Below are 19,480 nucleotides of genomic sequence, written 5' to 3' on the forward strand. Positions count from 1 at the left end.
CTTATCGCATCTTGCTATGAAGGTTAAACCTGAATTCGAACTATCGCAATTTGCTATAGCCGCAAACAGACCGGTGGCGCACAACAAAAAGCCTAGCTACACGAATCATCCCGGAGCGGGCGAAAATGTGAGCGAATAAGTCGCTGTATCTAACCTTGATAAACCCCACTCCCGGCACCAAATACATCTATTGGCCAGACTCCAGGAGCCTCCGATGTCCGAACCACTTGTAATCCCCTGCCCTCATTGCAACGGCCTCAACCGCATCCCCGGCGAACGCCTGGGTGATGCGCCCAAATGCGGGCGTTGCAAGCAGCCGGTGTTGTTGAGCAAGCCCTTTGAATTGAAACAAGGCGACTATGCCAGCCAGATCAAGGGCGATTTGCCGTTGCTGGTGGATGTGTGGGCGGCTTGGTGTGGGCCGTGCAAGTCGTTTGCGCCGGTATTCGAGCAGGCCGCCGGGCAGCTGGAAGGTAAGTGCCGGTTGGCGAAGCTGGACAGCGAGGCCAATCAGCAGCTGTCGGCGCAGTTGGAGATTCGTTCGATTCCCAGTTTGATTCTGTTCAAGAACGGACGCGAAGTGGCGCGCCAGAGTGGGGCATTCCCGTTGCCGCAGTTGATGAGCTGGTTGCGTAGCCAGGGCGTATAACCAGATCATCAGCACAACACCGGACAGTGTGGGAGGGGGCTTGCCCCCGATGCAGTGTGTCAGTCACCACATGGATTGGCTGACACACCGCTATCGGGGGCAAGCCCCCTCCCACATTTTTGACCGTGTTTCAGCTTTGGGGCAGTGGGGCTTCTCGGTCCATCATCTGGCCGACCAGCATGACGCCCAGTTCACTTAATTGGTGAATCGCAAGCGCCACATCGCGATGTTCGCCAGTGAGGTCGTTGGACAAGTTGAGTAATAGCGTGCGCACGGAGGAGAAGGTTTCGTAGCTGTTGAGCACGAGAGTTTCGGTGGGGAGGTTGGGTGTAACGGTATAAAGGTTAACCATGAATCGTCTCCGAGTAAGGGAGCCGCAACCTGCCGCTACTAAGGGTGGCAGCTGTACGCAGGTTAGTAGACCGGGGAGACGCAACCGGCGCGCTCGAAAGCGCCCTCCGTACAGCCACCATCAAGTTCAGGACGCTCCTGATCGACGAATTGCCGTACGTCTCACCACGGGCTACTAAACCCGATCACTGAACATTCAGCGACCGGCAAACCTTAGAGACGCCCATCCAGACGCACAAGCCGGCGGATTCTGGCGTACCTGTAGGCAAGGTTACAAGGCACAAGCCTTATTGCCAGACCGGTCCTACAGCCTCTGTGGGACGATTCATTGGAATACCATCCAAATGTGGGAGGGGGCTTGCTCCCGATAGCAGTAGGCCAGTCAACTTATAAGGTGACTGACACACCGCCATCGGGAGCAAGCCCCATCCCACATTGGATCTGTGTGGCACTTGAGATCAGGCGTTTTCCAGCAGATTGTGCAATTCCACAAACTGCTGGGTCAGCTTGTGCCTGGGGTCCAGGTGGATCAGTGGCTTGCTCTCCTGGTGCGACTCGCGCATGCGCACCGAACTGGCCAGGTACACCGGCAACACCGGCAGGCCCTCGGCGATCAACTCATCCAGCATCTGCTGCGGCAGGCTGGCCCGGGCCTGGAACTGATTGACCACAATGCCTTCCACTTCAAGGCCTTCGTTGTGGTCGTCCTTCAATTCTTCGATTTCCCTCAGCAGGCCGTACAGGGCCTGGCGCGAAAAGCTGTCGCAATCGAAGGGGATCAGCACACGATCAGCCGCAATCAGCGCAGAAACCGCATAGAAGTTCAACGCGGGTGGCGTATCGAGGTAAATGCGGTCGTAATCCTCACTCAACTCATCCAGCAGCTTTCGCAGCTTGTTGATCTTGTGTTTGGCTTCGAGCTTGGGCTGCAGGTCTGCCAGCTCGGCGGTGGCGGTGATCACGTGCAGGTTGTCGAACGGCGTTTCGTAGATATCCACCTTGTTCTTCTTGGAAAACGGTCCGGAAGATAGGGTTTGCTTGAAAAAGTCGGCAATTCCCATGGGAATATCGTCGCCGGTCAAGCCGGTGAGGTATTGGGTCGAGTTGGCTTGTGCATCGAGGTCCACCAACAGGGTCCGGTAACCTTCGCTGGCGCTGACCGCCGCCAGGTTGCAGGCGATGCTGGACTTGCCAACCCCGCCTTTCTGATTGAACACCACGCGCCGCATGGAAAAACCTCCGTGTATCAATGAATGCCCGAGTGTAGAGCGCAAAAGCGCCCGTTAGCTACCTCGTTCATCCATGCACTGCTGCATTACCAGTAAGCCTTAGTACATCACGCACAAATGGATAGGAACGGTCCGACAATCCAAGTCGCGCCTGAGTAAGGGACAATCTGTCATTCCTGCCCACTAATTTGTAATCAGACTTGAACAATTCTTTACCAAAGTTTGCTAGAACCCCACGGCACCGGGATAATGCGCGCCATTCGGCCATCGCTGCCTATCCCGGTATTCGGGGCTACCGGCCGCACATGGAAGCCCGCAGGGGCGGGATATCTTCTCAGTGATCAACTTCAACATCGCCCAATGGCGCGCCTGGGCTCCTGGCCTGGAGACCGCGGACGACTGGCACGGCTGGTGCCGGGCCCCGGTGTTGCTGCCTGTCTGTGAAGACTCGCCGGATGTGTCATTTTTGCCAGCGATGCAACGCCGCCGCCTCAGTCGCCTGGCGCGCATGGCCTTCAGTGTGGGCTGGCCATTGGCCGAGGGTTTGCAGGATTTGCCCCTGGTGTTTATCTCCCGGCACGGCGAAACCCCGCGCACCCTCGATATCCTCAGCGACCTGGCCAACGATCAGCCCCTGTCACCGACCCAATTCAGCCTGTCGGTGCACAACGCAGTGATTGGCCTGTGGTCGATCCTGCGCAATGAAACCAGTGAAATGACCGCCCTCGCCGCCGCAGGCGATGGCCTGGAGCATGGCCTGCTCGAAGCCGCCGCGCTATTCAATGAAGGCGCCCCGGCGGTGCTGCTGGTGATCACCGAAGAACAGCCGCCCGAAGCCTACGCCGGTTGGATCGATGACGTGCCGTTCCCCTACGCCCTCGGCCTGTTGCTGACCCCGGGCGACGAGTGGCAGTTGGAACTTACCAGCGCCACTGTCCAACCCACCACCACCGCCCAGTGGCCCCATGCCCTGAACCTGCTGCGCACCCTGTTGACCGAACAGGGCGCCTGCCAACATGCCTGGAAGAACCGCGTATGGAACTGGCAACGCAAGCCCTGACCGACAAGCCTCGGGACGCCTACCACTGGCGCCTGTTCGCCACCGCCGCGAGCTTTTTCCTGTTCGGCGTGGGCGGGTTGTGCCTGCGTTTGCTGGTGTTTCCGCTGCTTAATTGCCTGCCGGGCGACGCCACGCAGCACCAGCGGCGCGCACGCCACACCATCAGTTGCCTGTTCTGGTTCTTCATCCGCATGATGAAATCCCTGGGCATCCTCACTTTCAGTGTCGAGGGCGCCGACAAGCTCGGGCGCCCCGGGCAAATGATCGTCGCCAACCACCCGTCGCTGATCGACGTGGTGTTCCTGATCGGCCTCATGCGCCAGACCAACTGCGTGGTCAAGCAGAGCCTGTTCCAGAACCCGTTCACCCGCGGGCCGGTGCGCGATGCCGGCTATATCAGCAACGACGGCAGCGCCGACATGCTCGATGCGGCTGCCGACGCCCTGCGCGCCGGCCAGACCCTGATCATCTTTCCCGAAGGCACCCGCACCACGCCCGGCGCGGCGCCTGCCTTTCATCGCGGTGGCGCAGCCATTGCCCTGCGCGGTGCGACAATCATCACCCCGGTGGTGATCAAGGTCAGCCCCACGACCCTGACCAAGGCCGAACCCTGGTATCGCATTCCCAAACGTCGATTCCACTTCAGTTTGCGCGTGGGGGCCGATATAGAACCACAAGCGTTTGCCGCGCTCGGCCCCGCGCCCCAGGCTTCACGCAAGCTCAACGATTACCTGCATCACTATTTCATTAAGGAGCTCGCCGAAGATGAGCGACCAACACCGCCTTGAGCACGAGATAAAAGAGCTGATCATCGAGGCCCTGGGCCTGGAAGACATCAGCGCCGACGATATTGGCAGCGATCAGCCCCTGTTCGGCGAAGGCCTGGGCCTGGACTCGGTCGACGCCCTGGAATTGGGCCTGGCGATCCAGAAAACCTACGGTATCAAGATCGATGCCGACGCCAAGGACACCCGCAATCATTTCACCAACGTGGCCAGCCTTGCGGCGTTTGTCACGGCCCGACAGGCAGCTTGAGACCGTACCATGCAAACTCGTGACGATATTTTCAACACCCTGCGCGACGCCTTGGTGGAACTGTTTGAGCTGGAACCTGAACGCGTCACCCTTGACGCCAACCTGTATCAGGACCTGGAAATCGACAGCATCGACGCCGTGGACCTGATCGACCACATCAAGCGCCAGACCGGCAAGAAGATCGCCGCTGAAGAGTTCAAGGCCGTACGCACGGTGAACGACGTGGTTGAGGCGGTGTACCGTCTGGTCCAGCCTGCCGCATGAGCCGGCTGATCGGCCTTGGCCTGTTGTTGGCGGGGCTGCTGTATCCCTTCGCCGTGTATTACGGCACCGAGCACTTTGCACCGTGGCAGTTCGGCTTGCTGCTGGGCAGCTTGTGGCTGCTGCGCGCCCTGACGGCTGCGCGGCGCCCGGGCAGCCGCTGGATGGCGGCGACGGTGATCCTGTTCTGCCTGCTGCTGGCCTGGTTCGATAACCCGCAGTGGTTGCGCTGGTACCCGAGCCTGGTCAGCGCGTTCATGCTGGCGCTGTTCGGCCTGAGCCTGAAATACGGCCCGCCGATGGTCGAGCGCCTGGCGCGCATGACTGACCCGCAACTGCCGCCGAAGGCAATCGTGTACACCCGCCAGGTCACCGTGGTGTGGAGTGCATTTTTTCTGTGTAATGGCCTGCTCGCCGCCGCACTCACGCTGTGGGCGCCGCTGAGCTGGTGGACGTTGTACAACGGCTTGATCGCCTACGGGCTGATGGCGCTGTTGTTTGCCGTGGAATGGCTGGTACGACAAAGGGTTCGAGGCCGCGTATGAATGGGTTGAAACTTGAGCACTTGTTGCTCGAGCCGCTGCAACAGCGCTGGGTCACCACCGAGCCTGACATGAACCACGCCCAACTGTGGGAAGCGTCACTGCGCCTGGCGGCCGGCCTGCAGGCGCGTGGCATCCAGCGCCTGGCCGTGTACCTGGAAGACGCCGGCGTCCTGGCGATTGCCTTGCTGGGCGCCTGGCGCGCCGGTGCCAGCGTGCTGCTGCCGGCCGACCTGCAGCCCCAGACCCGCCATCGCTGGGATCCTGCCGTCGACGCCTGGCTGACAGAAGCCACTGACCTCGAGGCGCTGTACCAGGCGCCACTGAGCCCTGCGGTGCTTGATCTGGACAGTTGCCAATTGAGCCTGTGTACCTCCGGCTCCAGCGGCGAGCCCAAGCGCATCGACAAATCCCTGCGCCAACTGGCCAATGAAGTCGAGGCGCTGGAAGCCCTGTGGGGCGCGGACCTCAAAGACGCCTGCGTCATCGGCAGCGTCGCTACCCAGCACATCTACGGCTTGCTGTTTCGCGTGTTGTGGCCGCTGTGCGCCGGCCGCCCCTTTGTGCGCAAGCAACTGGCGTTCCCCGAGGACATGCAGCGTGCCAGCCGCGAGCACCCCCGATTTGCCTGGGTCGCCAGCCCGGCGCTGCTCAAGCGCATGGGCGACAACCTCGACTGGCCGGCGCTGAGCCAAGTAGCACGAGTGTTTTCCTCCGGCGGTGCTTTGCCGGTTGAAGCCGCGGGCAGCCTATACGACCGCTTGCAGCAATGGCCGACGGAAATTCTCGGCAGCTCGGAAACCGGCGGCATCGCCTGGCGCCAGGGCGCGCAGCCCTGGCAGCCGTTTGCCGATGTGCAACTGAGCCAGGATGCCGACGGCGCGCTGCGCATCGCCTCAAAATACCTGCCCGAAGGGCATGTGGAGCAGACCGCCGACGCCGCGCGCATCCATGCCGATGGCCGTTTCGAATTGCTGGGCCGCCTGGACCGCATCGTCAAGCTGGAAGAAAAACGCATCTCCCTGCCGATGCTGGAACAAGCGCTTATGACCCACCCCTGGGTTGCGGAAACCCGCCTGGGCGTGGTGCAGGAAAACCGCGCCTCCCTCGGCGCCCTGGTGGTACTCAGCGCGGCTGGCCTGCATGCCCTGCGCAACCAGGGCCGGCGCACGCTCACCCAAACCCTGCGCCAGCACCTGGGCCAACACTGCGAAGCCCTGGCCCTGCCCCGGCGCTGGCGGTTGCTGCGCCAATTGCCGCTGAACAGCCAGGGCAAGCTGCCCCAGGCCGACATCGAAGCACTTCTGCTGGCTCCCCGGCCAAAAGCCCCCGAAGTGCTGGAGCAGGTCGAAGCCGATGGCGAATGGACCGTGCAACTGAGCGTCCCGCCGGACCTGGCCTATTTCAGCGGTCACTTCCCGGTAACGCCCGTGCTGCCAGGCGTGGTGCAGGTGGAATGGGCGTTCAATCTGGGCCAGCAACTGCTCGATTTGCCGAGCACATTCGCCGGCATGGAAGTACTCAAGTTCCAGCAACTGGTGCGCCCAGGCGACCGTATCGAACTGCACCTGCGCTATGACCGGGAACGCCGCAAGCTGTACTTCGCCTACCGCAACGGCGTCGCGGCCTGTTCCAGTGGCCGCATACAGCTGGAAGCCGCCCATGCATAACCCCTGCGCCCTGATCCCGGTCTACAACCATGAAACCGCCGTACCTGCTGTGGTCCGCAGTCTGCTCGACAGCGGCCTGCCCTGCCTGCTGGTCGACGATGGCAGCAGCCCGGCCTGCGCGGCGGTGCTGGCGCAACTGGCGACCCTGGACAACGTCACCCTGCTGACCCTGCCCAGCAACCAGGGCAAAGGCGGCGCGGTCATGGCCGGTTTCCGCGAGGCGGCGCGCCTGGGCTACACCCACGCCCTGCAAGTGGATGCCGACGGCCAGCACGACTTGCGTGAAGTCGAAACCTTTATCGACACCTCCCGCCGGCATCCCAACGCGGTGATATGCGGCTACCCCGAATACGACGACAGCGTACCCAAAGGCCGCTTGTATGCGCGCTACCTGACCCACGTGTGGGTGTGGATCAACACCCTGTCGCTGCAGATCCGCGACTCGATGTGCGGCTTTCGCGTGTACCCGCTGGCGCCGACCCTGACCTTGATGGACTCGGCTTATATCGGCACGTACATGGATTTCGACTCGGACATCCTGGTGCGCCTGGCCTGGCGCAACCAACCGATGCGCTGGCTGCCGACCCAGGTGCACTACCCGGCCGACGGCTTATCGCACTTTCGCCTGTTCCGCGACAACGTTCGCATCAGCGCCATGCACACGCGCTTGTTCTTCGGCATGTTGGTGCGTGCGCCGATGATCCTGTGGCGACGGTGGCAGGCATGAGCGACAGTACCAAGCACTGGGCCGACCGCGAGGAACGTGGCAGCTTCTGGCTGATGAAATTCACGGCGGTCGCGGCAAAAATCCTTGGTCGTCGACTGTTGAGCCCGTTGCTGTACAGCATCGTTTTTTACTTCTTCCTGTTCGGCCGCACCGCCCGCCAGAGCGCCTGGCAATACCAGCAGCGCCTGGCCGAATGGAGTGGGCGCAATGAGCTGCATCCCACCCACAGGAAAGTCTTCGGCCAGTTCATGGCCTTCGCCGATTCGCTGCTGGACAAGCTCGATGTGTGGAACGGCAAGCTAAGCCTGGAGCAGATCGACATCGACGACCCGGCGCAATTGCGCGGGCAACTGCGCGGCGAACGCGGACAGATGCTGGTGGGCGCGCACCTGGGCAACCTCGAAGTGTGCCGCGCCCTCGCGGAGATCGGTGAGCAGGTGACCATGAACGTGCTGGTGCACACCAAGCACGCCGAGCGTTTCAACCGCCTGTTGGGCGAAGCCGGCGCCACCCATTTGCGCCTGATCCAGGTCAGCGAACTGGACCCGGCCACCATGCTGCTGCTCAGCCAGCGCCTGGACGACGGCGAGTGGCTGGCGATTGCCGGCGACCGCATACCGCTGCACGGCGGGCGCACGGTGCGCGTGGACTTCCTCGGCCATGCCGCCGCCTTCCCCCAAGGCCCATGGCTGCTGGCCGGCCTGCTCAAATGCCCGGTGAACCTGCTGATGTGCCTCAAACACCAAGGCCGCTATCGCCTGACCATCGAGCCTTTCGCGCCGTTGATCGAATGGAAGCGCAGCACCCGCGAGCAAGTGATTGCCGAGTGGACCGCACGCTACGCCGCACGCCTGGGCCAGTTTTGCCTGCAAGCGCCCCAACAATGGTTCAACTTTTACCCTTTCTGGAAGACCGATGACGACGCATCTTGAGCCGGTAACCTTTGGCGAACGCCCTTTGCGCATCGAAGACGTGCTGGCCCTGGCCAACCGTCAGGCGCCCACGCAGTTGCAGGATGACGCTGCCTATCGCCAGCGCATCGCCAAAGGCGCGCAGTTCCTCGACTCGTTGCTGGACAAGGAAGGCGTGATCTACGGCGTGACCACCGGCTACGGCGACTCCTGCGTGGTGGCGGTGCCGCTGGAACATGTCGAGGCGCTGCCCCGTCATCTGTACACCTTTCATGGGTGCGGGTTGGGCAAGTTGCTCGATGCCCAGGCGACCCGGGCGGTACTGGCGGCGCGTTTGCAGTCGCTGTGTCACGGCGTGTCCGGGGTACGCGTGGAACTGCTGGAGCGCCTGCATGGATTCCTCGAACACGATGTGTTGCCGCTGATCCCGGAAGAAGGTTCGGTGGGCGCCAGCGGTGATCTGACGCCGCTGTCCTACGTGGCCGCGACCTTGTCCGGCGAACGTGAAGTGCTGTTCCGAGGCGAACGTCGCCAGGCGGCCGAAGTGCATCGCGAACTGGGCTGGGAGCCGCTGGTATTGCGGCCCAAGGAAGCCCTGGCGTTAATGAACGGCACCGCGGTAATGACCGGCATTGCTTGCCTGGCCTTCGCCCGCGCCGACTACCTGCTGCACCTGGCCACGCGCATCACCGCGCTGAATGTGGTGGCGCTGCAAGGCAACCCGGAGCACTTCGACGAGCGCCTGTTCGCCGCCAAGCCACACCCAGGCCAGATGCAAGTCGCCGCTTGGCTGCGCAACGACCTGGCGATTGATGCGCCGACGGCGCCGCTGCATCGCTTGCAGGATCGCTACTCCTTGCGCTGCGCCCCTCATGTCCTCGGTGTGCTGGCCGACAGCCTGAACTGGCTGCGCTCATTTATCGAGATCGAGCTCAACAGCGCCAACGACAACCCAATCATCGACGCCGAAGCAGAACGCGTGCTGCACGGCGGGCACTTCTACGGCGGGCATATCGCCTTCGCCATGGACAGCCTCAAGACCCTGGTGGCCAACGTCGCCGACCTGCTCGACCGCCAGCTCGCGCTGCTGGTGGACGTGCGTTACAACCATGGCCTGCCAAGCAACCTGTCGGGCGCCCCCGAAGACCGCGCGATGATCAACCACGGCTTCAAGGCCGTGCAGATCGGCACCAGCGCCTGGACCGCCGAAGCCTTGAAAAACACCATGCCGGCCAGCGTGTTCTCACGCTCTACCGAGTGCCACAACCAAGACAAGGTCAGCATGGGCACCATCGCCGCCCGCGACGCCATCCGTGTGCTGGAGCTGACCGAACAGGTCGCCGCCGCTACCCTGCTCGCCGCCAACCAGGGCGTGTGGCTGCGCGCCCAGGCCGAGGATGCACGACCGCTGCCACCGGCATTGGCCGCGATGCATGCAGAGCTGGCCAAGGACTTCCCGCCAGTCATCGAAGACCGCGCCCTGGAAGGCGAACTGCGCCTGTGCCTGCAACGCATCGCCGAGCAACATTGGAGGCTGCATGCGTAGCCCCGGCGTGTTGCACAGCGACACTGAAATCCTCGTGCCGTTTTTCGATATCGACACCATGAACGTGGTGTGGCACGGGCATTACGTGAAGTACCTGGAAGTGGCGCGCTGTGCGTTGCTGGACAAGATCGGCCATAACTACACGGCCATGCTGGAGTCCGGCTACGCCTGGCCGGTGATCGACATGCAGCTACGCTATGTACGTGGCGCCACTTTCGGCCAAACCCTCAATGTGCGCGCCAGCCTGGTGGAGTGGGAGAACCGTTTGAAGGTCAATTACCTGATCACTGACCTGGCCAGCGGCGAGCGTTTGACCCGCGCCAGCACCGTGCAGGTGGCGGTGCAAATCGCCAACCGCGAGATGCAACTTGCCTCGCCCAGAGTATTCACCGACGCCGTAGAGAGAGCCTTGAAATGAGATCCCCTGTGGGAGTGGGCTTGCCCGCGATGGACGTTAACGATAACGCGCGCCAACTGACACTGCGCAGCGCCCTCAGGTTTTTCGCGAGCAAGCTCGCTCCTACAGGGGTCGCGTTGTTGCTGAGCTTCAATGCCCAGGCTTTCGACTTGCAGCAGTTGAGCGATCAGCTTGCAAAACCCGCCGTCATCCACGGCAGCTTCACCCAGGAAAAACACCTGCGTGCCCTGCCCCAGCCGCTGGTCAGCAAAGGCACCTTCGTGCTCGCCAAGGACCACGGCTTGTTATGGCTGCTCAAGACCCCACTGCAACAGGACTACCGCATCACAGGCCAAGGCATTGCCAGGCGTGACGCCAACGGCTGGCAACCGCTGCCGAACAAGAGCGCCGGCGCCGAGCAGAATCGCCTGTTCCTCGCCGTGCTGCAGGGCGACAGCAGTGGCTTGCAGCGTGACTTCGAACTGCAACTGCAAGGCCAGGCCCAGCAATGGAAGCTCACCCTGATCCCGCGCTCGCTGCTGCTCAAGCAAGTGTTCACCCGGATCAATATCGACGGCGGCGAGCTGGTGCACACAATCGAACTGCTGGAAACCCAGGGCGACAGCACCGTGCTGCGCATGCAGGACAGCACGGCCAGCCAGCCCCTGAGCGATGGGGAGCAACACGACTTTGCCCAGTGAGCGCCTGCTGCCGCGCCTGTTCCTGATCCTGCTGGTGGCCGTACTGGCCCTGGCCGGCTGGCAGTGGCGCCATGGCGCGCCGTTGTCGGCCAACCTGATGGAGCTGGTGCCCGGCAGCACGCCGGACGCCCTTGAACAGCAAGCCGAACAGCGCATGCAGGAGCCGCTCAACCGCGAAATGCTGGTGCTGGTGGGGCATGCCGACCGCCAGCAAGCGCTGGCCATGGCACAACAATTGGGCGAGCGCTGGCAGGCCAGCGGCTTGTTTGAAAAAGTGCAGTGGAACCTGCAAGCCGACCTGCCAGCACTGCGCGAGCAACTGCTGCGCGGGCGCTTGTCGATGCTCTCGGCCAAGGACCGCGAGCAACTGATTGAGCAACCCGACGCCTTCATCCAGCAACGGGTGCAAGCGCTGTTCGACCCGTTCACCGGCTTCAGCCTGGTGCCGAGCCAGGACGACTGGCTGGGCCTGACCGGGCGTATCCAGAACAGCCAGCCGCAACACGGCTCGGTGCAACTGGATATCGGCAGCGGCGCCTTGATCGCCGACGCCGACGGCAAAAGCTGGGTGCTCCTGCGGGCGCGCACCACCGGCAATGCCTTCGATATGAAATTGCCGCTGCAAGTGGCGGATCTGCTTCAGGCCAGTCGCGCACAAGCTGGCGAGCAAGGCGCGCAGTTGCTCGCGGCCAGCGGTCTGCTCTACGCCGCCAATGGGCAACAACAGGCCAGCCGGGAAATCACCTGGGTCGGCGGCGGTGCGACCGTCGGCATCCTGCTATTGCTGCTGCTGGCATTCCGACGCTGGCGCGTATTGCTGGCGTTTGTGCCGGTACTGGTGGGCATGCTGTTTGGCGCGGTGGCCTGCGTGGCGCTGTTCGGGCATATGCATGTGATGACCCTGGTGCTGGGCTCCAGCCTGATCGGCGTGGCGGTGGATTACCCACTGCACTACCTGTCGAAAAGCTGGAGCCTGCAACCCTGGCGCAGTTGGCCGGCCTTGCGCCTGACCCTGCCGGGGCTGAGCCTGAGCCTGGCCACCAGTTGCATCGGCTACCTGGCACTGGCCTGGACGCCGTTCCCGGCGCTGACACAAATCGCCGTGTTCTCCGCCGCCGGGTTGGTGGGAGCTTATTTGTGCGCCGTGTGCCTGTTGCCGGCGCTGCTCAAGGGCGTGGAACTGCGCCCGGCCCAATGGCCGCTGCATATCGCCCAGACGCTGTGGCAAATGCGGGCTGCACTGATCAAGCACGTCCCCAGTTCGGTGCTGCTGGTGTGGGTGCTGTTGTTCTGCGCCGCGGGCCTGTGGCAACTGAACAGCAAGAACGATATCCGCCAATGGATCGGCGCGCCGCCGCAATTGCTCCAGGAAGCCCAGGCCGTAGCGCGCATCACCGGGTTCCAGCCCACCAGCCAGTTTTTCCTGGTGCGGGCCGACAATCAGCAACAGTTGCTGGAACGCCAAGCCGCCCTGGGCAAACGCCTGGATCAGTTAGTGAATATGGACAAGCTCGAGGGTTACCTGGCGCTCAATCAGCTGGTGAGCCTGGCGGACGAACAGCAACAACTGCGGGACGCGCTGAACAAACTGCCGCAACACTGGCAGCCGCTGCTGGACCTGGGTGTGCCCGCCAGCGCCCTGCAAGCTGAAATCGCGCAGTTGCAGGCGCTGCCCATCACCGACATCGACGCAGCATTGCAAGGGCCGCTGGCCGAACCCTGGCGCACGCTGTGGCTCGGCCCGGTAGACGGCGGCGTCGCGGCCATGGTCAGCCTGCAAGGCTTGAACAACCCGGCGCTACTGCGGGTGCAGGCGCTGGACTTGCCCGGTGTGCAATTGGTCGATCGCCTGGGCGACTTGAACCGGGTGTTTGCCGACACGCAAATCAGCGCCGCCGAGTTAAAGTTGATGTCTTGCGTGCTGATCGTGCTGTTGCTGATTGCGCCCTTTGGTTTTGGCGGTGCCTTGCGTATCGTCGCCCTGCCGCTGCTGGCCGCGCTGTGCAGCCTGGCCAGCCTCGGCTGGCTGGGCCAGCCACTGACCCTTTTCAGCCTGTTCGGCCTGTTGCTGGTGACGGCCATCAGCGTTGACTATGCGATTTTGATGCGCGAGCAGATCGGCGGCCCGGCCGTCAGCCTGTTGGGGACGCTGCTGGCAGCACTGACGACTTGGTTGTCGTTTGGCCTGCTGGCAGTCTCTAGTACACCGGCGGTGAGTAATTTCGGCCTGTCGGTCAGCCTCGGCCTGGCGTTCAGCTTTATGCTGGCGCCCTGGGCCGGGCAGCAGAAACACACCTTATGAATGCGATTATCGCCCATGCGGCAAGGAGCCCTCGTGCCCATAGTTGAAATGGAACGTCGCCAGGTGGTGGTGATCGGTGCCGGACCATCCGGGGCCATCGCGGCCGCGCTGCTAAAGCGCAAAGGGCATGATGTGTTGATCATCGAGCGCGAGCACTTCCCACGTTTCTCGATTGGCGAAAGCCTGCTCTCGCATTGCATCGATTTTATCGAAGAAGCGGGCATGCTCGACGCCGTGCAAGCGGCGGGCTTCCAGGTAAAAACCGGCGCTGCCTTCGCCTGGGGCGAGCGCTACAGTGCATTTGATTTTGGTGACACGTTCAGCAACGGCAAGCCCACCACTTACCAAGTGCAACGCGGCGAGTTCGACAAATTGCTGGCCGATCAGGCGGCGTTGCAGGGCGTGGACATCCGCTATGGCCAAACCATTGTCGGCGTGGATTTCTCCGGCGAGTGCCGCTACCTGCATGTGCGCCGACAGAACGGCAGCGAGTACCACATCAAGGCCAAGTTCATGCTCGACGCCAGCGGCTATGGCCGCGTGCTGCCGCGTCTGCTGGACCTTGAAGCACCTTCGAACTTTCCGCTGCGCCAGGCCGTGTTCACACACGTCGAAGACCGTATCGAACACCCAGGCTTTGATCGCACCAAGATCCTCGTCACTACCCATCCGACCCAGCGCGATATCTGGTTCTGGACCATCCCGTTCAGCAATGGCCGTTGCTCAGTAGGCGTGGTCGCGGCCAAGGAGCATTTCGATGGCCGCGACAGCGACCTCGACGCCTGCCTGCGCAGCTTCATCGACGAAACGCCAAGCTTATCCGGCGTGCTCAACAATGCCGTATGGGACACCCCGGCGCGCAGCATCGGCGGTTACTCGGCCAACGTCAAAACCCTGCACGGGCCGGGCTTTGCGCTGCTGGGCAATGCGGCGGAATTCCTCGACCCGGTGTTTTCTTCCGGCGTGACCATCGCCATGCGTTCGGCGAGCATGGCCGCAGGGGTGCTGCACCGTCAGCTCAACGGCGAGACCGTCGACTGGCAACGCGAATTCGCCGAGCCCTTGAAACGAGGGGTCGACACTTTCCGTTGCTACGTCGAAGGCTGGTATGCCGGCACGTTCCAAGACGTGATTTTCCATCCCGGCAGCTCGCCTGAGATTCGCCGCATGATCAGCTCGATCCTGGCTGGCTACGCCTGGGATGAGCGCAACCCCTTTGTCAGCGAGCCGAAGCGGCGGTTGCGGATGTTGTCGGATATCTGTGCGAGTGAAGCGGTATGAGCAGTCCTGCCGTTGGAAAAAACTACCTGAGCAAGAATTACGTCGAAGAAACCAGGTTCGGCTTCTGGTTCCTGCGCAGCCATACCTGGCAGCATCACGTGTTGCGGGTGGCGATCAACGATCTGCGCAGCCTGTTCAGCGAGCCGCTGCCGTTGGCGCCGGTATTGCTCGACGCCGGTTGCGGCCAGGGTAAATCCTTCCGGTTGCTGCAGGAGGTGTTTGCGCCCTCACGCCTGATCGGCCTGGATGCTGACCCCCACAGCCTCGAACTGAGCCGCGAAGAAGCCGAGCGCCAGGGCATGGCTGTCGAGTTGATCGGCAGCGACTGCGCCACCCTGAAAGTACCGGACGCCAGCGTCGACATCCTGTTCTGCCACCAGACCTTCCATCACCTGGTGGAACAACATCGCGCACTCAAGGAGTTTTATCGGGTACTCAAGCCGGGCGGTTATCTGCTGTTTGCCGAATCCACCGAAGCCTATATCGACACCTGGGTGATTCGCTGGCTGTTCCGCCACCCGATGCATGTGCAGAAAAGCGCCGAGCAATACCTGGAGATGCTTCGCGAGCAGGGTTTTGAATTTGACTCGCAGAATGTCTCGTACCCCTACCTGTGGTGGAGCCGCTCCAGCGACTTCGGCCTGCTGGAGCGCTGGGGCCTGCGCAAGGCGCCGCCGGCAGGCCAGCGCGAGGAAACCCTGGTCAACTGCGTAGCGCGTAAACCTTTGGAGAATGCTGCCCCATGATGCGCCTGCTGTTGATCGGTTGCGTGTTGCTGCTGAGCGCCTGTGCCAGCCAGGCACCGCTGCCGCAAAGAACCCCAACCCTGGCCTTGCCGATGCAACTGCACGTGCAACGCCTGGCGGACGGCCAGAGCCAGGATTGGCTGCTGGTGATCCAGAGTGAAGGCAGCGCGATTCGCTGGTCGATGATGGACCCATTGGGCATTCCGCTGGCCCGGCAAAAACTGGTGGATGGGCAGTGGCAGGCCGACGGCTTGCTGCCACCCAACCCCCAGGCCCGGGAGCTGTTTGCCGCGCTGCTGTTTGCCCTGACCTCGGCCGATGAAGTGCCGGCGCTGTATCCGCACGCCCAGGCCATGGACCTGACGCGTACGCTGCCGGGCCATTGGCAGATCGTCTATCAGTCCTCCGAGGTGTTCAGCGTGAACATGGCGGGCCAGCCGTTGCGTTATCGCATTACTCCGCTGGGCCTCAAACGATGACCGCTTACCTCAACGCCCTTGGCGTGATCTGCGCCCTTGGCCGCGGCCAGGCCGAAGTCAGCCGCAAGCTGTTTGCCGGCGACTGCTCGGGCATGCGCGCCGAAAGCGGCTGGGTGCCAGAGCGCGTGGTACCGGTGGCGGCCGTGCACGGCGAGCTGGCGCCCCTGCCGGTGACGCTGGGCCAACAGAGCAGCCGCAATAACCAGTTGCTGTTGGAAGCGGCGTTGCAGATCGAAGCTCAGCTGCGCCAGGCAATCCAAACCTATGGGCCTTCGCGGGTCGGCATTGTGCTCGGCACCAGCACCTCAGGCATCGACGAAGCCAGCCGTGGCATTGCCCACTACCTGCGCGACCAGCAGTTCCCCGCCGACTACGACTACCAGCAACAGGAACTCAGCGCCCCGGCGAATTTCCTCGCCGACTGGCTGCAAGTGAGCGGCCCGGCCTATGTGATTTCTACCGCCTGCACCTCCAGCGCCCGAGCACTGATGAGTGCCCAGCGCCTGCTGGATCTTGGCATCTGCGATGCAGTGATCTGCGGCGGCGTGGACAGCCTGTGCAAGCTGACGCTGAACGGTTTCACCGCACTGGAGGCCGTCTCCAGCGAGCGCTGCAATCCGTTCTCGGTGAACCGCAACGGCATTAATATCGGTGAAGCGGCGGTGCTGTTCCTGATGAGCCGCGAGCCAGCCCCGATCGCCTTGCTGGGCAGCGGCGCCAGTTGCGATGCCCATCATATCTCCGCGCCGGAGCCCAGCGGCAAGGGCGCGTTGCAAGCGATGCGCAAGGCCCTGGCCAAGGCAAAACTGGCTCCCGAGCAGATCGGCTACCTGAACCTGCACGGCACCGCCACCCAACACAACGACGCCATGGAAAGCCTGGCGGTCGCCAGCCTGTTCCCCGATGGCGTAGCCTGCTCGTCGACCAAACCCATGACCGGTCACACCCTCGGCGCTGCCGGAGCGCTGGAAGCGGCGTTCTGTTGGCTTAGCCTGGGCCACGGCTTGCTGCCGCCCCACGTATGGGATGGCCAAGCGGATCCGGCGCTGCCCGCCTTGCAATGGACACGCAGCGGCGACACCTTGAAAAAAACCTGCCTGATGAGCAACTCGTTTGCCTTCGGCGGCAACAACGTCAGCCTGATAATTGCAGAGGCCCCATGATCGATTGGCCACTTGCCGAACTACTACCCCATGCCGGCGACATGATCCTGATCGACCAGGTGCTGTCGTTCGATGAAGAGCAGGTGCGCACCCGCGTCACCGTCAAGCCCGGCGGCCTGTTCAACCGCCCTGACGGCAGCCTGCCGGCCTGGGTCGGCCTGGAGTTGATGGCGCAAAGCGTCGCCGCCTATGCCGGCTGCCGTGCGCGCCAGCAAGGCCAGGCGGTAGAGCTGGGCTTCCTGTTGGGCACGCGTAAATTCGAGTGCAACGTGGAGCACTTTCCCGCCGGCGCCGAGTTGAATATCCATGGCTTGCGCTCCCTGGAAGACGACAACGGCATGGGTGTGTTCGAATGCCACCTCACCGGCGACGGCATCCAGGCCAGCGCACGCTTGAACGTATTTCGACCGCCCCAGGCGGCCAACTATCTAGATGAATCGAAGGACCAAACGCCATGACTGAACCCGTACTGGTCACCGGCTCCAGCCGTGGCATCGGCCGCGCCATTGCCCTGCGCCTGGCCCAGGCCGGCCATGACATCGTGCTGCATTGCCGCAGTGGTCGCGCCGAAGCCGACGCCGTGCAGGTCGAGATCGAGACCCTGGGGCGCAAGGCGCGGGTGCTGCAATTCGACGTGTCCGACCGTGCCAGTTGCAAGGCCATCCTTGAAGCCGATGTGGAGCAACATGGCGCCTACTACGGCGTGGTGCTCAATGCCGGCCTGACCCGCGACGGCGCGTTCCCGGCGCTGTCGGAAGACGACTGGGACGTGGTGATGCGCACCAACCTTGATGGTTTCTACAACGTGCTGCACCCGGTAATGATGCCGATGATCCGCCGCCGCGCCGCCGGGCGCATCGTGTGTATCACGTCGGTCTCCGGGTTGATCGGCAACCGCGGCCAGGTCAACTACAGCGCTTCAAAAGCCGGGCTGATTGGCGCGGCCAAAGCATTGGCCATCGAGTTGGGCAAGCGCAAGATCACCGTCAACTGCGTGGCACCCGGGTTGATCGACACGGCGATGCTGGATGAAAACGTCCCCGTCGAAGAACTGATGAAAATGATCCCCGCGCAACGCATGGGCACCCCGGAAGAAGTCGCCGGCGCGGTGAATTTCCTAATGTCGGCCGAAGCCGGCTATATCACGCGCCAGGTGCTGGCCGTGAACGGAGGCCTGTGCTGATGAAGCGCGTCGTCGTCACCGGCATGGCCGGCATGACCTCCCTGGGCAGCGACTGGGAGACCATTGCCGCCAACTTTCGCGCCAACCGCAGCGGCATCCGACGCATGGATGAGTGGGACCGCTTTACCGAATTGAACACGCGCTTGGCCGGGCCCATCGATGATTTCGTCGTGCCCGCCCACTGGACCCGCAAGCAGCTGCGCAGCATGGGCCGCGTCTCGCGCCTGGCAGTGTGGGCGGCGGAACAGGCGTTGCACGACGCCGGTCTGCTCGGTGACGAGTCGATCAAGGACGGGCGCATGGGCGTGGCCTGTGGCTCGTCCACCGGCAGCACCGATGAGATCAAGGCCTTCGGCAATATGCTGCTCAACTCGGTGGCCGAAGGGCTCAACGCCAACTCCTATGTGCGCATGATGCCCCACACCACGGCGGCGAATATCAGCATCTTCTTTGGCCTCACCGGGCGTTTGATCCCCACGTCCAGCGCCTGCACCAGCGGCAGCCAGGGCATCGGCTACGCCTACGAGGCGATCAAGTTCGGGCGGCTGCCCTTGATGCTCGCCGGTGGCGCCGAAGAGCTCTGCCCCACCGAAGCCATGGTGTTCGATGCGCTCTACGCCACCAGCCTGAAGAACGACGCACCGCAAACCAGCCCACGCCCATACGACAGCGGCCGCGATGGCCTGGTGATCGGCGAAGGCGGCGGCATGCTGGTGCTCGAGGAGCTGGAACATGCCCTGGCGCGGGGTGCGCACATCCACGCCGAGCTGGTTGGTTTTGGCAGCAACGCGGACGGCCAGCACACCACCCGCCCGGAGCAGAAAACCATGCGCCGCGCCATGGAACTGGCGCTGGAAGATGCCGGGCTTGAACCGTCCGCCATTGGCTACGTCAACGGCCATGGCACCGCCACCGACCAAGGCGACATCGCCGAAACCCTGGCCACCAGCAGCCTGTTCGGCAGTCGTATGCCGATCAGCTCGCAGAAGAGCTTCCTGGGCCACACCCTGGGTGCCTGCGGCGCGCTGGAGTCGTGGTTCAGCATCGAAATGATGAACCGCGACGAGTACGTGCACACCTTCAACCTGGATTCGGTCGACCCGCAATGCGGCGAACTGGACTACCTGCAAGGTGGCTTTCGGCAGATGCACAACGACTACGTGATGAACAACAACTTCGCCTTCGGCGGCGTCAACACCTCGTTGATCTTCCGCCGCTGGTCCTGACTTTTAATCGATTGGAGAAAA

22 protein-coding genes are annotated in these 19,480 nt (G+C 62.9%); 20 read left to right on the forward strand and 2 right to left on the reverse strand.

Annotated features, from left to right (window positions below; translation table 11 throughout):
• The first annotated feature begins 214 nt into the window (after nt 1-214).
• Nucleotides 215-649 carry a thioredoxin TrxC gene (gene trxC / locus ASD70_RS18775; RefSeq protein ID WP_056847139.1) on the forward strand — a complete coding sequence of 145 codons (435 nt, stop codon included), beginning with the start codon at nt 215-217 and terminating at the stop codon, nt 647-649.
• Nucleotides 650-779: 130 nt separating this feature from the next.
• Here trxC and ASD70_RS18780 read toward each other — a convergent pair whose 3' ends face one another.
• Together ASD70_RS18780 and ASD70_RS18785 are read right to left on the reverse strand one after the other, a co-directional pair.
• On the reverse strand, nt 780-1,001 hold the full coding sequence (locus ASD70_RS18780; protein WP_056847140.1) for a DUF6124 family protein: 222 nt from the start codon (nt 999-1,001) through the stop codon (nt 780-782).
• Nucleotides 1,002-1,458: 457 nt separating this feature from the next.
• Complete coding sequence (locus ASD70_RS18785; RefSeq protein WP_056847141.1) at nt 1,459-2,229, reverse strand: ParA family protein; 771 nt, start codon at nt 2,227-2,229, stop codon at nt 1,459-1,461.
• 337 nt (nt 2,230-2,566) lie between these two features.
• Here ASD70_RS18785 and ASD70_RS18790 point away from each other — a divergent pair, with 337 nt between their 5' ends.
• The 19 genes from ASD70_RS18790 to ASD70_RS18880 are packed head-to-tail and all read left to right on the forward strand — an operon-like array spanning nt 2,567 to nt 19,459.
• Nucleotides 2,567-3,289 (forward strand): beta-ketoacyl synthase chain length factor, encoded by a 723-nt coding sequence (locus ASD70_RS18790; RefSeq protein ID WP_056847142.1) that lies wholly within the window; start codon nt 2,567-2,569, stop codon nt 3,287-3,289.
• Nucleotides 3,265-4,077: a lysophospholipid acyltransferase family protein gene (locus ASD70_RS18795; protein ID WP_056847143.1), complete on the forward strand. Its 813-nt coding sequence runs from the start codon at nt 3,265-3,267 to the stop codon at nt 4,075-4,077. The genes ASD70_RS18790 and ASD70_RS18795 overlap by 25 nt, the downstream gene beginning before the upstream one ends.
• Complete coding sequence (locus tag ASD70_RS18800) at nt 4,055-4,324, forward strand: phosphopantetheine-binding protein (protein ID WP_046070584.1); 270 nt, start codon at nt 4,055-4,057, stop codon at nt 4,322-4,324. Before ASD70_RS18795 ends, ASD70_RS18800 begins: the two co-directional genes overlap by 23 nt.
• A gap of 9 nt (nt 4,325-4,333) precedes the next feature.
• A complete protein-coding gene (locus ASD70_RS18805) occupies nt 4,334-4,588 on the forward strand; it encodes an acyl carrier protein (RefSeq protein WP_003209389.1) in 255 nt (84 codons plus the stop codon).
• Nucleotides 4,585-5,130: a membrane protein gene (locus ASD70_RS18810; RefSeq protein WP_046070583.1), complete on the forward strand. Its 546-nt coding sequence runs from the start codon at nt 4,585-4,587 to the stop codon at nt 5,128-5,130. Before ASD70_RS18805 ends, ASD70_RS18810 begins: the two co-directional genes overlap by 4 nt.
• Complete coding sequence (locus tag ASD70_RS18815) at nt 5,127-6,797, forward strand: acyl-CoA synthetase family protein (protein WP_046070582.1); 1,671 nt, start codon at nt 5,127-5,129, stop codon at nt 6,795-6,797. The genes ASD70_RS18810 and ASD70_RS18815 overlap by 4 nt, the downstream gene beginning before the upstream one ends.
• Nucleotides 6,790-7,524, forward strand: a complete 735-nt coding sequence (locus ASD70_RS18820; RefSeq protein WP_056847144.1) for a glycosyltransferase family 2 protein — start codon at nt 6,790-6,792, stop codon at nt 7,522-7,524. Before ASD70_RS18815 ends, ASD70_RS18820 begins: the two co-directional genes overlap by 8 nt.
• Nucleotides 7,521-8,456, forward strand: a complete 936-nt coding sequence (locus tag ASD70_RS18825; RefSeq protein ID WP_056847145.1) for an LpxL/LpxP family acyltransferase — start codon at nt 7,521-7,523, stop codon at nt 8,454-8,456. The genes ASD70_RS18820 and ASD70_RS18825 overlap by 4 nt, the downstream gene beginning before the upstream one ends.
• Complete coding sequence (locus tag ASD70_RS18830) at nt 8,440-9,981, forward strand: HAL/PAL/TAL family ammonia-lyase (RefSeq protein ID WP_046070579.1); 1,542 nt, start codon at nt 8,440-8,442, stop codon at nt 9,979-9,981. Before ASD70_RS18825 ends, ASD70_RS18830 begins: the two co-directional genes overlap by 17 nt.
• Nucleotides 9,974-10,399, forward strand: a complete 426-nt coding sequence (locus ASD70_RS18835) for an acyl-CoA thioesterase (protein ID WP_046070578.1) — start codon at nt 9,974-9,976, stop codon at nt 10,397-10,399. The genes ASD70_RS18830 and ASD70_RS18835 overlap by 8 nt, the downstream gene beginning before the upstream one ends.
• A 29-nt stretch (nt 10,400-10,428) precedes the next feature.
• Nucleotides 10,429-11,079 carry an outer membrane lipoprotein carrier protein LolA gene (locus ASD70_RS18840; protein WP_056847146.1) on the forward strand — a complete coding sequence of 217 codons (651 nt, stop codon included), beginning with the start codon at nt 10,429-10,431 and terminating at the stop codon, nt 11,077-11,079.
• Nucleotides 11,051-13,381 carry an MMPL family transporter gene (locus ASD70_RS18845; RefSeq protein ID WP_056847147.1) on the forward strand — a complete coding sequence of 777 codons (2,331 nt, stop codon included), beginning with the start codon at nt 11,051-11,053 and terminating at the stop codon, nt 13,379-13,381. Before ASD70_RS18840 ends, ASD70_RS18845 begins: the two co-directional genes overlap by 29 nt.
• Nucleotides 13,382-13,414: 33 nt before the next feature.
• Complete coding sequence (locus tag ASD70_RS18850) at nt 13,415-14,662, forward strand: NAD(P)/FAD-dependent oxidoreductase (protein WP_046070575.1); 1,248 nt, start codon at nt 13,415-13,417, stop codon at nt 14,660-14,662.
• The gene (locus ASD70_RS18855; RefSeq protein WP_046070574.1) at nt 14,659-15,408 is read left to right on the forward strand and encodes a class I SAM-dependent methyltransferase; all 750 of its coding nucleotides are present in this window, start codon (nt 14,659-14,661) and stop codon (nt 15,406-15,408) included. The genes ASD70_RS18850 and ASD70_RS18855 overlap by 4 nt, the downstream gene beginning before the upstream one ends.
• Complete coding sequence (locus tag ASD70_RS18860) at nt 15,405-15,887, forward strand: hypothetical protein (RefSeq protein WP_046070573.1); 483 nt, start codon at nt 15,405-15,407, stop codon at nt 15,885-15,887. Before ASD70_RS18855 ends, ASD70_RS18860 begins: the two co-directional genes overlap by 4 nt.
• Nucleotides 15,884-17,050, forward strand: coding sequence for a beta-ketoacyl-[acyl-carrier-protein] synthase family protein (locus ASD70_RS18865; protein WP_056847148.1), 1,167 nt, complete (start codon nt 15,884-15,886; stop codon nt 17,048-17,050). Before ASD70_RS18860 ends, ASD70_RS18865 begins: the two co-directional genes overlap by 4 nt.
• On the forward strand, nt 17,047-17,508 hold the full coding sequence (locus ASD70_RS18870) for an ApeP family dehydratase (RefSeq protein ID WP_046070571.1): 462 nt from the start codon (nt 17,047-17,049) through the stop codon (nt 17,506-17,508). The genes ASD70_RS18865 and ASD70_RS18870 overlap by 4 nt, the downstream gene beginning before the upstream one ends.
• Nucleotides 17,505-18,233: a 3-oxoacyl-ACP reductase FabG gene (gene fabG / locus ASD70_RS18875; protein WP_046070570.1), complete on the forward strand. Its 729-nt coding sequence runs from the start codon at nt 17,505-17,507 to the stop codon at nt 18,231-18,233. Before ASD70_RS18870 ends, fabG begins: the two co-directional genes overlap by 4 nt.
• Nucleotides 18,233-19,459 carry a beta-ketoacyl-ACP synthase gene (locus tag ASD70_RS18880; RefSeq protein WP_056847149.1) on the forward strand — a complete coding sequence of 409 codons (1,227 nt, stop codon included), beginning with the start codon at nt 18,233-18,235 and terminating at the stop codon, nt 19,457-19,459. The genes fabG and ASD70_RS18880 overlap by 1 nt, the downstream gene beginning before the upstream one ends.
• Nucleotides 19,460-19,480 lie beyond the last annotated feature (21 nt).

Source organism: Pseudomonas sp. Root569 (assembly GCF_001427465.1).
GTDB lineage: Bacteria > Pseudomonadota > Gammaproteobacteria > Pseudomonadales > Pseudomonadaceae > Aquipseudomonas > Aquipseudomonas synxantha.

Coding starts and splice junctions, on each gene's coding strand:
- trxC (WP_056847139.1), top strand. CDS start 215: ATGTCCGAACCACTTGTAATCCCCTGCCCTCATTGCAACGGCCTCAAC.
- ASD70_RS18780 (WP_056847140.1), bottom strand. CDS start 1,001: ATGGTTAACCTTTATACCGTTACACCCAACCTCCCCACCGAAACTCTC.
- ASD70_RS18785 (WP_056847141.1), bottom strand. CDS start 2,229: ATGCGGCGCGTGGTGTTCAATCAGAAAGGCGGGGTTGGCAAGTCCAGC.
- ASD70_RS18795 (WP_056847143.1), top strand. CDS start 3,265: ATGGAACTGGCAACGCAAGCCCTGACCGACAAGCCTCGGGACGCCTAC.
- ASD70_RS18800 (WP_046070584.1), top strand. CDS start 4,055: ATGAGCGACCAACACCGCCTTGAGCACGAGATAAAAGAGCTGATCATC.
- ASD70_RS18805 (WP_003209389.1), top strand. CDS start 4,334: ATGCAAACTCGTGACGATATTTTCAACACCCTGCGCGACGCCTTGGTG.
- ASD70_RS18810 (WP_046070583.1), top strand. CDS start 4,585: ATGAGCCGGCTGATCGGCCTTGGCCTGTTGTTGGCGGGGCTGCTGTAT.
- ASD70_RS18815 (WP_046070582.1), top strand. CDS start 5,127: ATGAATGGGTTGAAACTTGAGCACTTGTTGCTCGAGCCGCTGCAACAG.
- ASD70_RS18820 (WP_056847144.1), top strand. CDS start 6,790: ATGCATAACCCCTGCGCCCTGATCCCGGTCTACAACCATGAAACCGCC.
- ASD70_RS18825 (WP_056847145.1), top strand. CDS start 7,521: ATGAGCGACAGTACCAAGCACTGGGCCGACCGCGAGGAACGTGGCAGC.
- ASD70_RS18830 (WP_046070579.1), top strand. CDS start 8,440: ATGACGACGCATCTTGAGCCGGTAACCTTTGGCGAACGCCCTTTGCGC.
- ASD70_RS18835 (WP_046070578.1), top strand. CDS start 9,974: ATGCGTAGCCCCGGCGTGTTGCACAGCGACACTGAAATCCTCGTGCCG.
- ASD70_RS18840 (WP_056847146.1), top strand. CDS start 10,429: ATGGACGTTAACGATAACGCGCGCCAACTGACACTGCGCAGCGCCCTC.
- ASD70_RS18845 (WP_056847147.1), top strand. CDS start 11,051: ATGGGGAGCAACACGACTTTGCCCAGTGAGCGCCTGCTGCCGCGCCTG.
- ASD70_RS18855 (WP_046070574.1), top strand. CDS start 14,659: ATGAGCAGTCCTGCCGTTGGAAAAAACTACCTGAGCAAGAATTACGTC.
- ASD70_RS18860 (WP_046070573.1), top strand. CDS start 15,405: ATGATGCGCCTGCTGTTGATCGGTTGCGTGTTGCTGCTGAGCGCCTGT.
- ASD70_RS18865 (WP_056847148.1), top strand. CDS start 15,884: ATGACCGCTTACCTCAACGCCCTTGGCGTGATCTGCGCCCTTGGCCGC.
- ASD70_RS18870 (WP_046070571.1), top strand. CDS start 17,047: ATGATCGATTGGCCACTTGCCGAACTACTACCCCATGCCGGCGACATG.
- fabG (WP_046070570.1), top strand. CDS start 17,505: ATGACTGAACCCGTACTGGTCACCGGCTCCAGCCGTGGCATCGGCCGC.
- ASD70_RS18880 (WP_056847149.1), top strand. CDS start 18,233: ATGAAGCGCGTCGTCGTCACCGGCATGGCCGGCATGACCTCCCTGGGC.